Raw genomic sequence first — 241 nt, 5'->3', positions numbered from 1 at the left:
CGCGAACGTCCTGATGAGTGCGACCTTGCAGCCGTTCGGTGTCGCGGGCGAGGTGCTCGGCCTCCAGTCGCCGGTGGAGATGGAGTACGGGTTGTCGTTCCCGGTCGAGCGCCGGCGGACGTTCGCGGTGGGGACGCCGGCGTTGTTCGCGAGCAAGCGCGACAAGTCGGCGGTCCAGGACCGGTACGGGGAGACGCTCGCGGACGTGGTGCGGTTCACGCCGGGGAACACGCTCGCGTTC

At 70.1% G+C, this 241-nt stretch carries 1 pseudogene; it reads left to right on the top strand.

From position 1 onward, the window contains the following. A pseudogene (locus SM753_RS21085) lies at window positions 1–241 on the top strand (ATP-dependent DNA helicase); the annotation flags it as partial.

Source organism: Halostella sp. PRR32, assembly GCF_034808085.1.
GTDB lineage: Archaea > Halobacteriota > Halobacteria > Halobacteriales > Natronoarchaeaceae > Halostella > Halostella pelagica.
This window is presented reverse-complemented; position numbering and strand designations above follow the sequence as displayed.